At 39.9% G+C, this 14,399-nt stretch carries 13 protein-coding genes; 11 read left to right on the top strand and 2 right to left on the bottom strand.

Features of this window, described 5'->3' with window-relative positions; all coding sequences use genetic code 11:
- Positions 1–227 precede the first annotated feature (227 nt).
- Complete coding sequence (cpxP, locus tag Phpb_RS01825; RefSeq protein ID WP_065388913.1) at positions 228–719, bottom strand: cell-envelope stress modulator CpxP; 492 nt, start codon at positions 717–719, stop codon at positions 228–230.
- A gap of 157 nt (positions 720–876) precedes the next feature.
- Here cpxP and cpxR point away from each other — a divergent pair, with 157 nt between their 5' ends.
- The 8 genes from cpxR (at position 877) to Phpb_RS01785 (ending at position 9,750) form a co-directional block, all read left to right on the top strand.
- Positions 877–1,572: an envelope stress response regulator transcription factor CpxR gene (gene cpxR, locus Phpb_RS01820; RefSeq protein WP_065388912.1), complete on the top strand. Its 696-nt coding sequence runs from the start codon at positions 877–879 to the stop codon at positions 1,570–1,572.
- Positions 1,569–2,939: an envelope stress sensor histidine kinase CpxA gene (cpxA, locus tag Phpb_RS01815; protein WP_065388911.1), complete on the top strand. Its 1,371-nt coding sequence runs from the start codon at positions 1,569–1,571 to the stop codon at positions 2,937–2,939. The genes cpxR and cpxA overlap by 4 nt, the downstream gene beginning before the upstream one ends.
- A 402-nt stretch (positions 2,940–3,341) precedes the next feature.
- Positions 3,342–4,652 carry a nucleotide sugar dehydrogenase gene (locus Phpb_RS01810; RefSeq protein ID WP_065388910.1) on the top strand — a complete coding sequence of 437 codons (1,311 nt, stop codon included), beginning with the start codon at positions 3,342–3,344 and terminating at the stop codon, positions 4,650–4,652.
- Positions 4,653–4,666: 14 nt separating this feature from the next.
- A complete protein-coding gene (locus tag Phpb_RS01805; RefSeq protein WP_065388909.1) occupies positions 4,667–5,716 on the top strand; it encodes a Gfo/Idh/MocA family protein in 1,050 nt (349 codons plus the stop codon).
- Between the two features lie 18 nt (positions 5,717–5,734).
- A complete protein-coding gene (locus Phpb_RS01800; protein ID WP_065388908.1) occupies positions 5,735–6,322 on the top strand; it encodes an acyltransferase in 588 nt (195 codons plus the stop codon).
- Positions 6,323–6,336: 14 nt separating this feature from the next.
- Entirely contained in the window at positions 6,337–7,407 is a 1,071-nt protein-coding gene (locus tag Phpb_RS01795; protein WP_065388907.1) for a DegT/DnrJ/EryC1/StrS family aminotransferase, read from the top strand.
- Between the two features lie 5 nt (positions 7,408–7,412).
- A complete protein-coding gene (locus Phpb_RS01790; protein ID WP_065388906.1) occupies positions 7,413–8,636 on the top strand; it encodes a lipopolysaccharide biosynthesis protein in 1,224 nt (407 codons plus the stop codon).
- A 1-nt stretch (position 8,637) separates the two neighbouring features.
- A complete protein-coding gene (locus tag Phpb_RS01785) occupies positions 8,638–9,750 on the top strand; it encodes a D-glucuronyl C5-epimerase family protein (RefSeq protein ID WP_065388905.1) in 1,113 nt (370 codons plus the stop codon).
- 213 nt (positions 9,751–9,963) lie between these two features.
- On the opposite strand, the gene Phpb_RS26230 is transcribed toward Phpb_RS01785, so the two are convergent.
- Positions 9,964–10,176 (bottom strand): hypothetical protein, encoded by a 213-nt coding sequence (locus Phpb_RS26230; protein WP_201445768.1) that lies wholly within the window; start codon positions 10,174–10,176, stop codon positions 9,964–9,966.
- Positions 10,177–10,980: 804 nt separating this feature from the next.
- Here Phpb_RS26230 and Phpb_RS01775 point away from each other — a divergent pair.
- From Phpb_RS01775 to Phpb_RS01765, 3 genes are read left to right on the top strand one after another with little or no spacing between them, the layout of a single operon-like run.
- The gene (locus Phpb_RS01775) at positions 10,981–12,069 is read left to right on the top strand and encodes a glycosyltransferase (protein ID WP_240492379.1); all 1,089 of its coding nucleotides are present in this window, start codon (positions 10,981–10,983) and stop codon (positions 12,067–12,069) included.
- 5 nt (positions 12,070–12,074) lie between these two features.
- Positions 12,075–13,145 carry a non-hydrolyzing UDP-N-acetylglucosamine 2-epimerase gene (wecB, locus tag Phpb_RS01770; RefSeq protein WP_065388902.1) on the top strand — a complete coding sequence of 357 codons (1,071 nt, stop codon included), beginning with the start codon at positions 12,075–12,077 and terminating at the stop codon, positions 13,143–13,145.
- Positions 13,142–14,380 (top strand): glycosyltransferase family 4 protein, encoded by a 1,239-nt coding sequence (locus Phpb_RS01765; protein ID WP_065388901.1) that lies wholly within the window; start codon positions 13,142–13,144, stop codon positions 14,378–14,380. The genes wecB and Phpb_RS01765 overlap by 4 nt, the downstream gene beginning before the upstream one ends.
- Positions 14,381–14,399 lie beyond the last annotated feature (19 nt).

Raw genomic sequence — 14,399 nt, 5'->3', positions numbered from 1 at the left:
CTTGCCTATAGTGACGCCGGATAGATTTAAGCAAGCCCAAAATTCATCAAAATGAGTGTTGCAAAAACGAGGGTGACCATAGATTTTTTATGTTGTTGTTTTACAAAGAAATGCGTTGTAAGTGACTGAAAAAAAAGGCCCTAAAAAGGGCCTGAAAGACAGGGATGGTGTCTATGGCAAGGAAAAATTCTCATTTGCTACTACTTTGCTGCTATGGGTATTACAAATCAGTCCGGTAACTGGGACATACGCTGCCGATAATGCTGTTCCAATTGTGCTTGTTGCTCAGGCGTTAACAGTTGGTATATCAGGTGATGGATACGGGCCATTTCTACCTGACGTTCCACATTACATCTGAGCATCTTTTCAATCAGGGCTTTTACTGCCACCTCATCAAAATCCTTCGCAGTAACCAGCTTACGCATCTCTTCTCGCTCTGTGCGACTCATTGACATCGATGAACGTGGTTGATGTTTCTGCCCTACCAAATCACGCATCTGTTGACGCTGCTGCTCAGTTAAAGTGATACCGCTGAACATATGGTCATTATCACCAGCATCATTATTACGATAATGATAGTTTCCTACATTTTTATAATCGCAAGGCGCACAATTATCGGGTACCGTAGCAGCGTGTATTGTACTTGCTGTTCCAGCTAAAGATGCTGTCGAGCCAAGAACAAACATTGACGCTAAAACTAACGCTGCTATGTTACGCATTAAACAACTCCTCGTTTCCCCGAACGATGCTATTAGGTCCAATGTGGACAACTATACCTACGCGGCTGCAAACTAGCGTCAAAGGCTTGTAAAAGAACGTAAAGTCGTGGAATAGCAAAGTTTGTTATCGTATTTTTGTTCTTGGAGGAAGTAATCGATGCATAAAATCCTATTAGTTGATGATGACCGTGAACTGACATCACTATTAAAAGAATTACTTGAAATGGAAGGATTTAACGTTGTGATCGCTCATGACGGAGAGCAGGCATTAAAATTCCTTGACGATTCGATCGACTTACTACTACTCGATATTATGATGCCGCGTAAAAATGGCATTACGACATTGAAAGAGCTGCGTCTACACCATCAAACTCCAGTCATTATGCTGACAGCGCGAGGAAGTGATTTGGATCGTGTTCTGGGACTAGAATTAGGGGCGGATGACTATCTTGCCAAACCATTTAATGATCGTGAGTTAGTAGCGCGTATACGTGCTATTCTTCGCCGCTCAAACTGGAGTGAGCAGCAACAAACAGACAGTGGCCTACCTACGCTTCAGGTCGATAACCTGCAATTGAACCCTGGCCGACAGGAAGCCAGCTTCGCTAATCAGATTCTCGATTTAACCGGTACTGAATTTACCTTGCTCTATTTACTAACTCAACATTTAGGTCAAGTTGTTTCCCGCGAACATTTGAGCCAGGAAGTATTAGGTAAGCGACTCACTCCATTTGACCGGGCAATCGATATGCATATCTCTAACCTACGCCGTAAATTACCTGAGCGGGAAGATGGTCAACCCTGGTTTAAAACTTTACGTGGACGAGGATATTTAATGGTGTCTATGACATGATAAACAGTTTAACGGCACGCATCTTCGCAATTTTCTGGTTTACTCTGGCGTTAGTCCTAATGTTGGTATTAATGGTGCCGAAACTGGATTCCAGACAACTAACCTCCCTGCTGGAAAATGAATATCGGCAGGGAGTTATGCTGGAACAACATATCGAAGCGGAATTAGCTCAAGATCCCGCTAACGATTTACTTTGGTGGCGCCGTTTATTTCGCGCGATTGAAAAATGGGCCCCCCCAGGCCAACGCCTGATACTGGTCACAAGTGAAGGGAGAGTTATCGGTGCACAAAGAAGCGAAATGCAAGTTGTCCGCAACTTTATTGGACAATCAGATAACGCCGATCACCCGAAAAAGAAAAAATATGGCCGCTCTGAAATGTTAGGGCCCTTTTCCATTCGAGATGGAGAAGATCATTATCAACTTTATTTAGTTCGTCCAGCGAATAGCCCACAATCGGATTTCATTAATCTGATGTTTGACCGGCCACTATTACTATTAACCGCCACTATGTTAATCAGTGCGCCCCTCCTATTATGGCTGGCGTGGAGTTTGGCTAAACCGGCCCGTAAATTAAAAAACGCCGCCGACGATGTTGCTAAAGGTAATCTACGCCAGCACCCAGAACTGGAAGCTGGCCCACAAGAGTTTCTGGCCGCCGGTAACAGTTTCAACCAAATGATCAGGGTATTGGAAAGAATGGTCACCGCACAACAACGGCTAATTTCCGATATCTCCCATGAACTACGCACACCACTCACCCGCCTACAGCTTGCCACAGCATTACTCCGCCGCCGTCATGGCGAGAGTAAAGAGCTGGAAAGAATTGAGACAGAAGCCCAACGGCTAGACAGCATGATTAACGATCTGTTAGTGCTCTCCCGCAGTCAGCATAAAAATGAACTGTTAAGAGAAAACATCAAAATGACAGATTTATGGCACGATATTCTTGACAATGCCCGCTTCGAAGCCGAACAAATGGACAAAATCCTTGAAGCAACTTTACCGCCGAGTTCTTGGGCAATTTACTGCAACCCATTAGCACTTGGCAGTGCTTTTGAAAATATCGTGCGTAATGCCTTACGCTACTCCCACCACCATATTGCGGTCGCATTTCACACCGATAATCAAGGGATCACCATTACCGTTGATGATGACGGCCCGGGCGTCAACCCGGAAGACCGCGAACACATATTCCGCCCTTTCTACCGTACAGACGAAGCCCGCGATCGAGAATCCGGCGGCACTGGCCTTGGTTTAGCCATTGTTGAAACCGCGATTAACCAGCACCGCGGTTGGGTACGTGCTGAGGATAGCCCACTCGGCGGCTTACGCTTGGTTATTTGGCTACCACTTCATGGCCGGTAATACAGATTTTCGCTAACCTAATTCTACAAACTTACTAAATAAATAAATTTTATTTATACTTGACCCGACGAGTCTGACGGTTTAACCTCCCCTGTTATTAATTAAAAATACTTATCTTTAATTGCTTTTATATTACAGCAGACAAAAGCACTGAAAAATCAAAACAGTAGATAAAATTATAAGATCCTCTGGAGTTCTGGGAACCAATAACCTAGTGCGGTAGCTTTATTATTACCTTATTTATTATTTCAGCGATATATCTTACACAATCTATTTAAAAAGCTCGTTAAAGTTTCACTTGCCAAATAAAACTTATGAAAATAGATAGCATCCTATTAAAAACAAAATGTAATTTATTTTCAGAAGTTTTATTTTTTAAGTCATCATCTTAAAAGGCAAAATATGTCATCACTCACCATTCTCACCGAGAAATTTGATAATAAAACCGCCACCATCGCCATTGTTGGCCTGGGTTATGTTGGCTTACCGTTAATGCTCAGATATAACGATATCGGTTTTAACGTCATTGGTTTCGATATTGATAAAGAAAAAACAGATAAATTAAATCACGGCCAAAGTTACATTGAACATATTCCCGCGGCCAAAATCAGTCACGCGATAAAGACCGGTTTTGAAGCCACCACGGATTTCACCAAAATCGCTCAATGCGACGCCATTATTCTTTGCGTCCCGACACCGTTAAATAAATACCGTGAACCCGATATCAGTTTCGTCATTAACACCACCGACAGGGTAAAACCGTATTTAAGAGCCGGGCAAGTCCTCTCCTTAGAAAGCACCACCTATCCGGGCACCACGGAAGAAGAGTTACTCCCCCGGGTTGAAGAGAGCGGGTTAACCGTCGGTGAAGATATCTTTCTGGTCTATTCACCCGAACGAGAAGACCCGGGTAACCCCGATTTCGAAACCCGCACCATCCCTAAAGTCATCGGCGGCCACACAGAAAACTGCTTAAAAGCGGGGATCGCCGTTTATCAACCCGCCATTGATCAGGTTGTTCCCGTCAGCTCAACCAAAGCGGCAGAGATGACAAAACTGCTGGAGAATATCCACCGGGCGGTCAATATCGGCTTGGTCAACGAAATGAAACTGGTTGCCGATAAAATGGGGATTGATATCCACGAAGTGATTAAAGCCGCGGCGACCAAACCCTTCGGCTTCGTTCCCTATTATCCCGGCCCCGGATTAGGCGGCCACTGTATTCCCATTGATCCTTTCTATTTAACCTGGAAAGCCCGGGAATATGGTATCAACACCCGCTTTATTGAACTCTCCGGTGAAGTCAATTCCTCCATGCCCGATTATGTGGTCAATAAGACCGTATTAGCCCTTAACAAGGCTAATAAATCCATTAATGGCAGCCGTATATTAATTCTCGGCATCGCCTATAAAAAGAATGTGGATGATATGCGAGAAAGCCCCTCGGTGCATATTATGGAAAAATTAAGAACATTAGGGGCCAATATTGAATATGCCGATCCGCATGTCCCAGTCTTCCCGAAAATGCGGGAGCATCATTTTAATCTAACCAGCCACCCTCTCACGGAAAATAGTCTCAAAGAGTTCGACTGCGTTATTTTAGCCACCGATCACGATAAATTTGATTATGAATTAATTATCAATCACGCCAGATTAGTCGTCGACACCCGTGGCAAATATGCCCCCCATCACACAAACATTATCAAAGCTTAACTTAGGGTAAGATTATGCTGAGCACTATCAACGACAGAAAGATAAGATTTGCTTTAGTCGGTTGTGGGCGGATCGCTAAAAATCATTTCAATTCTCTGGAAATACATCAAGAAACGGCCGAATTAGTGGCCGTCTGTGATAACGATCAAGACACATTAAACACGGCGGTAGAAAAAACCGGCGTTCCGGGTTTTAGCGACTTAAATACGATGCTGGATAACATCACCGCCGATATCATTATCCTGACCACCCCCTCCGGCCTGCATCCAGCACAGGCGATGGCCTGCTTTAATAAAGGCTTTCATGTCGTCACCGAAAAACCGATGGCCACCCGGCTGGCTGACGGGGAAAACATGGTTAAAGCGGCGGATAAAGCCGGAAAACACCTCTTCGTCGTCAAACAAAACCGCTTAAATGCCACCCTGCAATTACTGAAACGGGCGGTCAGTGAAAAACGGTTTGGCAAAATCCACCTGGTCCACCTCAACGTTTTCTGGACCCGTCCCCAGGCCTATTATGATCAGGCCGCCTGGCGGGGCACCTGGGAATTTGATGGCGGCGCCTTCATGAATCAGGCAAGCCATTACGTGGATTTAATTGAATGGTTAATCGGCCCGGTCAAAGATGTTCAGGCCATGACCTCGACCCACTTAGATATCGAAACAGAAGATACCGGGGTACTCAATATCCGCTGGCGGGATGGCACATTAGGCTCAATGGCCGTCACCATGTGCACGTATCCTAAAAATCTTGAAGGCTCCATCACCATTTTAGGCGAAAAAGGCACCGTCAGAGTAGGGGGTTTAGCTGTCAATGAAATTCAGGAGTGGCATTTCGCTGACGAAAAAGAGTATGACCAGCAAGTCAAAGCCGCTAATTACGAAACCACGTCGGTGTACGGATTTGGACACCCGCTCTACTATAAAAATGTCATTGAGGTGATGAAGGGCGAAGCCAAACCGATAACCGACGGCCGGGAAGGCTTAAAATCCTTAGAGCTGCTTATCGCCGCCTATTTATCCGCCAGAGATAATAAAACCATTTCTTTGCCTTTAACCTATTAAACCTGTGGAACCGGTCTCATGTCAGCGGAACACGTAATGATACATCCCAGCGCCATTGTGGATGCAGGAGCACAAATCGGGAAAAACAGCCGCATCTGGCATTTCACCCATGTCTGTTCTGGCGCTCAAATTGGCGAAGGCTGTTCTTTAGGACAAAATGTCTTCATTGGCAATCAAGTCACCATCGGCAATCACTGTAAAATACAAAATAATGTCTCGGTTTATGACAATGTTCATCTGGAAGACGGAGTATTTTGTGGTCCCAGCATGGTGTTCACCAATGTTTATAATCCGCGTTCATTGATTGAAAGAAAGAATGAATATAAAGATACGCGAGTAAAAAAGGGCGCCACCTTAGGCGCCAACTGTACCATTGTTTGTGGCGCCACCATTGGCGCCTATGCCTTTATTGGCGCCGGCGCGGTAGTCAATAAAGATGTCCCCGACTACGCCCTGATGGTGGGGGTGCCGGCCAAACAGATTGGCTGGATGAGCGAATTTGGCGAACAATTAGATTTACCGCTACACGGCCAGGCGACAGCTACCTGCCCGCACACCCATCATATTTATCAGCTCAATAACAACATTGTCGTGCGCATTCAATAATCAAGGACCAAGGCATGCAATTTACCGATCTGGCAGCCCAGCAGCTTAAAATTAAAGATAAAATTGACGCGAATATCCAGAAAGTATTAGCACATGGAAAATATATTTTAGGACCTGAAGTCGCCGAATTAGAAGACAGACTCATTGAATATACCGGGGCGCCATATTGCATTACCTGCGCCAATGGTACCGATGCCCTGCAAATTGCCTTAATGGCGATTGGCATTAAACCCGGCGACGAAGTGATTACCCCGGGCTTTACCTACATTGCCACCGCTGAAACCGTTGCGCTACTGGGCGGAGTTCCGGTTTATGTTGACGTCAAGCCCACGACGTATAATTTAGATCCAGCCCAACTCGAAGCCGCAATTACCCCAAAAACCAAAGCCATCATTCCGGTTTCCCTATTTGGTCAATGTGCCGATTTTGACGAAATTAATGCTATCGCCGAAAAATATCACCTTACCGTGATAGAAGATGCAGCCCAGAGTTTCGGCGCCACTTATAAAGGCAAACGCTCCTGTAACCTGACCACCATTTCCTGTACCAGTTTCTTCCCCAGCAAACCGTTAGGGTGTTACGGTGACGGTGGAGCTATTTTCACCCACGATAAAGAACTGGCGAAAATTATTCGCCAAATTGCCCGACACGGGCAAGACAGACGATACCACCATATCCGAATCGGGGTGAACAGCCGTTTAGATACCCTGCAAGCGGCCATTCTGCTGCCCAAACTGGAGATATTTGATGAAGAAATGGCATTACGTCAGCGTGTGGCAGAAAACTATCATCAGGCGCTGAACAATATCGGCATCATGACCACGCCCTATATTGAGCCTCACAATCTCTCAGCCTATGCGCAATATACTATCCGGATTAAAAACCGCGATGAATTACAACACAAATTAAAAGAGCAAGGCATTCCAACCGCCGTGCATTACCCTATTCCGCTGAATAAACAACCCGCGGTTGCCAGCCATATTGCTCTGCCTGTCGGAGATGAAATCGCACAAGAAGTCATTAGTTTGCCGATGCATCCCTATTTATCCATAGATTTAATTAATAAAATTGCCAGTTCAATTTAAAATCTATGAATTATAAATTATTGAGAAATATATCTGGCTTATTACTCTCATCATTATTCAGTCAGATATTATTATTACTATCAACGCCAGTATTAACCAGACTATTTTCCCCCGAAGAATTAGGTATTTATGCTTCATTTTCATCACTTTTAAGTGTTTTTGCCGTTGGTGCTTGTCTTCGTTATGAATTTTCAATCAGTGCATCAGGAAAAAAGCGTGAAATTAATTCACTCATCACATTATCTTGCATTATTCCCATAACCATTAGCTTGATAGTTATCACTGTTATTGCAATATCTAATATCCCAGAAAAGATAATTATAGGAAATTATATATACTATATCCCGCTAGGTATCATCACCTATGGATTTTATCGTGCTGTAAGTTTTAATAGTATAAGAGACAAGCAATATCATGCTCTCTCTATCACTAAAATAACGCAAACCGTTGCCATGATTAGCACTCAAATCATTGGTGGTATTACTCATTTAGGTGCAAGCAGTCTCATATTGGGCCAAATATTAGGCCAATCATTAGGTGTCCTATTTTTAAGTAAAAGATCCAAATATCGTTTAATTATCAACAAACATGAATTTAAAAAAGTAAAACTGCTTGCTAACAAATATTATAAATTTCCAGCTTATGATTTTCCTGCGGCTCTCATTAACACATTGAGTAATGAACTGCCTCAATTATTTATCATGTCCACCTATGGGCTAAAATCCGCAGGATTTTATTTAATTGCATCTAGAATATCAGGTGCCCCAATTACACTATTAACCCAAACTGTTTCGTCTATATTACAAGGATATTTAAAAGACACGATTACATCACCTTTTTTAAAGATAAAAAAAACATTTTATTGCCTAACACTCATTGCTATTTTATTTGCTATAGTGACATACTTTGCGGGCATCCCCATTATAACCTTTATTTTCGGTGAAGAATGGCTTGAATCAGGTAAATATCTATTATGTTTAATACCACACTTATGCGGACAAATAATATATTCATCGTTATCGATATATTTATCCATTTATGAACATCAGAAAAGCAATTTATTTATTCAAACAATATCGATTATATTAAGATTAATCGCCCTCCTTACTGGATATCTATTAAGCGATATTTATCTTACCCTGTTATTATTTTCACTCACAAGTTTTATTCTTTATATGGCGAGTACAGCTTATATTTTAAGATTATCTTTCATGCGTAAAGAAGGTTAAAATGAAGAAAAGTAAAAATATAATAAAAATAATTCCCTATATCATTATCGTGATGATTGTCAGCTATACATTCAATAAATATGCTTATGAATTAGATGAATTCAACGGGAATATAAGAAGTCTGGTCATGAAAGGGAAATTTTCTCAACGCGAATTTAATAGCAATGGTTTTCCATTATCCCATTCACCTCATATTCCTAAGCCATTCCTATCCCCATTTTATGTTGTTCACTATGGCCTGATATACTCTTCTTTAGGTTTAAATAAAGATAATGTTAATATATTATGGCGAACCGATTCATCCTTACCCGGCTGGAATGTACCCCCACCTGAATTCAATCAAGAAGAACTGATAGCTAATTTTAAGTTTTCAGCCGACTGGTTATTAAATAATATAAAATTATTTCATGGTGAAAATCATTACTTATATGATTTCGATTGGTCATATAAAGGCTATAAAAACAATAAACTCTTTGCCCCTTGGTGGTCTGGATTAACCGATGCTTATGCCATTATTCTCCTATTAAGAGCTTATGACCATTTTGGCGATAATAAATATCTGTTAACTTCAAAATTACTCTATCAATCATCACTAGCACCTATTCATAAAGGCGGAAGTTTAACAACATTAGATAATATGCTCTGGATTGAAGAATATGTTGATCCTCAAGCCCATTCAGACCAATTGGCTTTTGTATTAAATGGTATGATCTACTCTACTTATGGTATCGAATCCTTTGAAAATTATCTAAACATAGATGAAAGCAAAAGACTATCCGATAAATTATATCAATCGATCAGCCATAATATATTTAAATTCGACATAAAAAACGAATGGTCCAGCTATGATTTAATTGGCAATCCCTGTAATATTAAATATCATAAAATACATACCCTTCTTTTAAAAGATCTGATAGATAGGAATCAAAATTTTAAAAATAAAGAAATAATAGACTTATATAATAACTGGAATAAATCCGCTGCTAATAGCGGATATTATTACATAAAACATGGCCCTATTAGTTGGGCATACTATCAATTTATCACTATGTATCTCCTGTCTATCTTAGTATTATCACTCATTTACTTCTTGATCAGAAAAAATGCAAAATAATATTAAAATAATCCTGAAAATATTTATCTATCAGGTTATTATCTACCTGAACTCAGTGCTTATATTAGAAACCTTTCATGAGATAAGAGGCTATAATATTACCCCACAAGGTTACTTAAGTATTTTTTTCTGCTGGATATCATTCTTACCACTCATTTTACTCAACAACCAAAAAAATCCCGTGATGGTTTTTTTATGGTTAATCTATATCACTTACATTATACCCATATCAATTATATTCCCACTCATTAATTCGGCCTCTATCAATTCAATCATTTTCGTATGCACAATAAACATATTATTTTTCTCATCAATATTATTTTTTCGAATAATAGATAGAATAACGATGCCAAAACTAAAAATTCCGTGGGATTTATATAAAATACTGATAATAGGATGTGGTATTATTGTACTCTTATTCGTCATGAGTAATCCTGGATTAAGTTTAATACCCCCTAATATATTTAAAGTTTATTCTGTGAGACAGCACTTTAAAGACAGCACACCGCTACTCACTATGTACATCATCACCAATGGGGGATATGTTATTTCACCATTGCTACTATTAGCGTCACTCTATATAAAAGGCCCTATTAGATATATCCTCATTACAATAAGTATTATGATTTCCTATTTAATCTACAGCTCTTCAGGATTAAAAAGCATAGCATTCATGAATCTCGCCGTTATGATCCTATTCTTCTATATAAAAGGAACAAGATCGATAAGCAATTCAGTGATAAATATCATTCTCTATTTATTCTTGACCGCCGGGATACTATATTTTATTTTCGATTTTTATGATCCACTGATACATTGGTTACGCAGAGTATTTTTCACACCCACACTAAACACCTATTACTTTTATGACTATATTTACAACACTAATAGTGAATTTACGACAGAAGCACCTCAAATAGTTTCTCAGATCTATTATGGCACATCAGGATCGGCGAATACCGGCTTTATTGGAGACGGCATCGCCAGATATGGCACATTGGGTTTAATCATAAACTTTTTTATATTTAATATGTTGCTCTTTGCCATGAACCTGAGCTCAAAAAAAGTTCCATTTGAATTTTCAACGACACTCTATCTCCCCTTTGTATACACGATAGCAAACTCAGCGATTACAGCATTACTACTGACATATGGGCTGCTGGCATTAAGCATATTATTATTTTTATTCCCGACGAAAACTAACAAAATATCCTTATGAAAATTACACATATGACCTCGGTACATCCACGTTTCGACACCCGTATTTTCCTAAAGGAATGTTCCGCCTTACAAAAAGAACATGAAGTCTCCCTTATTGTTGCAGATGGCAAAGGTAATGAAGTCAAGAATAACGTTGCTATCATTGATGTCGGTGTATTACCTGGTCGATTAAATAGAATTTTTAAAACAACCGATAAAGTTTATAAAAAAGCACTAGAATTAGACGCTGACTTATATCATTTCCATGATCCAGAACTCATCCCTATCGGACTAAAACTGAAAAAGAAAGGTAAAATAGTCATTTTTGATTCCCATGAAGATGTCCCAAAACAAATTTTTAGCAAACCTTATTTAAATAAATTCACTCAAATTATTATCTCTAAACTATTCGCCCTCTACGAGAAATATTCTACGCCTAAATTTGATGGAATTATTACGGCTACCCCATCAATAAGAGACAAATTCTTAAAACTCAATAGCAACACCATAGACATTAATAATTACCCCATATTAGGTGAATTACATAATGAAAACACCAACTGGCATGAAAAAGAAAAACAAGTCTGCTATGTCGGCGGCATTTCTGACATTAGGGGTATCGCGGAGATGGTTGAATCCCTCTCTCACCTCACGACAAATACAGCAATGAAACTCGCGGGCAATTTTTCAGATACAGAGCTAGAGAAGAAAATAAAAAGTATGAAAAATTGGCCCAAAATAGATGCGCTGGGATTTTTAAATCGCATAGAAACCAAAGAACTTTTATCTAAATCTATTGCGGGTATCGTTCTATATCACCCACTTCCCAATCATATCGATGCCCAACCCAACAAGATATTCGAATATATGAGTGCGGGTATCCCGGTTATCGCTTCAGATTTCACACTATGGAAAGATATTGTTGTAAAAAACCATTGTGGCATTTGTATCGACCCATTAAACCCTAAGGAAATAGCTAATGCGATAGATTACCTATCAAATAACCCTGACATAGCGGAAGAAATGGGTCGCAATGGGCTTATCGCAGTCAATGAAAAATACAATTGGGATATTGAACAAAATAAACTTCACAAATTTTACCAACAAATTGGACGTTAATCGATATGAAAAAAATCATTACCGTATTAGGCGCCAGACCGCAATTCATTAAAGCAAGTCCAGTATCTCGCGCTTTAAAAAATCATAATAAATTTAAAGAGATTATCATTCATACCGGTCAACATTTTGATACTAATATGTCTGATATATTTTTTAATGAATTAGCCATTCCCAAACCGGATTACACCCTCAATATTCATGGCGGCTCACATGGTGAAATGACCGGAAAGATGCTAATCGAAGTTGAAAAAGTACTTATCACAGAAAAACCGGATGCCGTCATGGTATATGGTGATACAAACTCGACTTTAGCTGGCGCACTAGCCGCGTCTAAATTACATATTCCGATTATTCATGTTGAAGCCGGCCTACGCAGTTTTAACATGCAAATGCCCGAAGAAATAAACAGAATATTAACCGATAATGTGAGTTCAATTCTCTTCTGTCCAACAGACATTGCCGTCAATAACCTACAAGCAGAAGGCTTCGGCTCAAAGCCCGTTCATATCAGAAAAGTCGGTGATGTCATGGAAGATGCGGCTTTATATTTTAGCCAAATGGCCAAGAAACCTGATGGGTTGGATTCCACACAAAACTTCATATTAACCACCCTCCATCGCGCTGAAAATACCGATAACCAGGCACGTTTAACTGAAATTGTAAACGCCTTAAATGATATACATAAAAGAATTGTTACTGTTATTATGCCAATTCATCCAAGAACTAAAAAAATGTTAGCGCAATACGACTTACATTTAGATGTCCATTTAATTGAGCCAGTAGGATATTTAGAAATGATCTGGCTACTCAAAAATACCGCCCTGATTATTACCGATAGCGGCGGACTACAAAAAGAGGCTTTTTTCTTCCGTAAACCTTGTATCACCGTGAGAGATCAAACTGAATGGGTAGAATTAATTGAAGCCGGCGTCAATAAACTCTCAGAAGCTGAAAATAAAAAAATAATCCAAGCCGTTCATGACATGATAGGGACTAATATGGACTCTATCCAATCCATGTATGGCGGCGGTATCGCTGCGACAAGAATTGCTGACGAATTAGAAAAACTACTATGAATATCGTCTATATAAACCATTATGCGGGTTCGCCAGACCTGGGTATGGAATTTCGCCCATATCATTTAGGGCAAGAGTGGATTAAATCGGGACATAATATTACCCTACTCGCAGCCTCTTATTCTCATGTCCGAACAACCCAACCCAAGCTGATAGATAATAAAAAAACCACCGAAAATATTAACGGATTAGAATATGTCTGGTATCCAACCCCGAGCTATAGTGGAAATGGGTTATCCAGAGTCAAAAATATTTTCTCTTTTTTGCGACAAATTTGGTTTGATAGTCATAACTTAGTCAAAAAATATCGACCTGATGTTGTCATTGCTTCAAGTACCTATCCGATGGATATCTGGGTGGCAAAACGTATTGCTCAAAAAGCTAACGCTAAACTGGTCTTTGAACTGCATGATTTATGGCCTCTTTCACCCATAGAATTAGGGGGAATGTCACCGAAACATCCCTTTATTCAATTATGTCAATTCGCTGAAAATGCGGCTTATAAATATGCGGATGCGGTTATTTCCATGCTTCCTAATGTACAAGAACATACGAAAGCACACGGATTAGATCTCAACAAATTACAGATTGTCCCTAATGGCGTGGTTGTAGAAGATTGGACAAATCAATTTACTCCGTTAGACAATTCACTAGAAGAACTTATTATAACCGAAAAAAATAAAGGACATAAAATTGTATGCTATAGCGGAGCTCACGGCCGCCCAAATGCGCTAGAAAAGCTACTAAAAACGGCTTCGCTTCTTCATGACAAACCGATAACTTTCTTATTAGTCGGCACTGGCCTTGAAAAGGATAAATTAATAAAGGAATCTCAATTACTGGGAATAAATAACGTTATATTCTTTGATCCGATCCCAAAAACTCAAATCCCAATACTACTCAATAAAATTGACATTGCCTATATAGGATTACAAAAACAATCATTATTCAGATTTGGCATCAGCCCTAATAAACTTATCGATTATATGATGGCAGGCAAACCCATTCTATGTGCAATTGATGCCGGTAATGATCCTGTATCTGAAGTGAATTGCGGTATTACCGTTAAATCAGACAAGCCAGAAGAGATTGCTCAAGCCTTATTAAAACTCAGTGAGCTATCAACTGACGAATTAAACCAAATGGGGCAAAAAGGTAAAATTTATGCTTTAGAAAATCACGCCTATTCCATATTAGCAGACAATTTCATCAAGGCCATCATCAATCATGAATAATAAATCCCTCCCTTTTATA

It is taken from the genome of Photorhabdus namnaonensis, assembly GCF_001684335.1.
Lineage (GTDB): Bacteria > Pseudomonadota > Gammaproteobacteria > Enterobacterales > Enterobacteriaceae > Photorhabdus > Photorhabdus namnaonensis.
This window is presented reverse-complemented; position numbering and strand designations above follow the sequence as displayed.

Bases quoted from the DNA above. Each gene is read 5' to 3' on its own strand.
- cpxP (WP_065388913.1), bottom strand. From the start codon at position 719: ATGCGTAACATAGCAGCGTTAGTTTTAGCGTCAATGTTTGTTCTTGGC.
- cpxR (WP_065388912.1), top strand. From the start codon at position 877: ATGCATAAAATCCTATTAGTTGATGATGACCGTGAACTGACATCACTA.
- cpxA (WP_065388911.1), top strand. From the start codon at position 1,569: ATGATAAACAGTTTAACGGCACGCATCTTCGCAATTTTCTGGTTTACT.
- Phpb_RS01810 (WP_065388910.1), top strand. From the start codon at position 3,342: ATGTCATCACTCACCATTCTCACCGAGAAATTTGATAATAAAACCGCC.
- Phpb_RS01805 (WP_065388909.1), top strand. From the start codon at position 4,667: ATGCTGAGCACTATCAACGACAGAAAGATAAGATTTGCTTTAGTCGGT.
- Phpb_RS01800 (WP_065388908.1), top strand. From the start codon at position 5,735: ATGTCAGCGGAACACGTAATGATACATCCCAGCGCCATTGTGGATGCA.
- Phpb_RS01795 (WP_065388907.1), top strand. From the start codon at position 6,337: ATGCAATTTACCGATCTGGCAGCCCAGCAGCTTAAAATTAAAGATAAA.
- Phpb_RS01790 (WP_065388906.1), top strand. From the start codon at position 7,413: ATGAATTATAAATTATTGAGAAATATATCTGGCTTATTACTCTCATCA.
- Phpb_RS01785 (WP_065388905.1), top strand. From the start codon at position 8,638: ATGAAGAAAAGTAAAAATATAATAAAAATAATTCCCTATATCATTATC.
- Phpb_RS26230 (WP_201445768.1), bottom strand. From the start codon at position 10,176: ATGACGAATAAGAGTACAATAATACCACATCCTATTATCAGTATTTTA.
- Phpb_RS01775 (WP_240492379.1), top strand. From the start codon at position 10,981: ATGACCTCGGTACATCCACGTTTCGACACCCGTATTTTCCTAAAGGAA.
- wecB (WP_065388902.1), top strand. From the start codon at position 12,075: ATGAAAAAAATCATTACCGTATTAGGCGCCAGACCGCAATTCATTAAA.
- Phpb_RS01765 (WP_065388901.1), top strand. From the start codon at position 13,142: ATGAATATCGTCTATATAAACCATTATGCGGGTTCGCCAGACCTGGGT.